The organism is Psychrobacter sp. APC 3279 (assembly GCF_030407795.1).
GTDB lineage: Bacteria > Pseudomonadota > Gammaproteobacteria > Pseudomonadales > Moraxellaceae > Psychrobacter.
Map to the genome: position 1 here is coordinate 1 of NZ_JASDCR010000055.1, position 708 is coordinate 708.

The 708-nt window shown below is 39.0% G+C and carries 1 protein-coding gene; it reads left to right on the top strand.

Going from position 1 to position 708, the window contains the following annotated elements; translation table 11 throughout:
• Positions 1-40 precede the first annotated feature (40 nt).
• Complete coding sequence (locus tag QL898_RS13785; protein ID WP_007394843.1) at positions 41-691, top strand: IS1595-like element ISPssp3 family transposase; 651 nt, start codon at positions 41-43, stop codon at positions 689-691.
• Positions 692-708: the final 17 nt, after the last annotated feature.

The following is a 708-nucleotide window of genomic DNA, read 5'->3' on the forward strand; positions in this document are numbered from 1 at the left end:
GGGGCTGTCCTAGATAAGTAAAATTATTTAGGATAGCACTATGAGAAAGAGTAAACTAAGTTGGTATAAACAAAGCAGACTAATCGAGTTATTTGTTGCCGGTTCTACCGCGAGAACAGCAGCAAGCCTAATTGGTATTAATAAAACGACAGCCAGTTATTACTTTCATAGGCTAAGACTGCTTATTTACGAGAATAGTCAAGACCCTGGTCTATTTGAAGGCGAAATCGAAGTAGACGAATCATACTTTGGTGGAACTCGTAAAGGCAAGCGAGGGCGAGGTGCTGGTAGCAAAGTGCCCGTGTTTGGTCTATTAAAGCGTAATGGCAAGGTCTACGCTTGTATTATACCCAATGCTAAAGCAGATACTTTGATCCCCATCATAAGAGAAAAAGTGAAGCCTGATAGCATTGTTTATACTGACTCATTTAAAAGCTATAACGCATTAGATGTCAGTGAGTTTACTCATTATCGTATCAACCACTCCAAAACCTTTGTTAATGACAAGAATCACATTAATGGTATAGAGAACTTTTGGAACCAAGCTAAACGGCATCTACGTAAGTTTAACGGAGTTCCAAAAGAACATTTTCACCTCTATTTAAAGGAATGTGAGTGGCGTTTTAATCACAGTGACCCAAAGTCGCAATTACTACAATTAAAACAATGGGTTAAACAGGGTTTGAACTAGTTATCTAGGACAGCCCC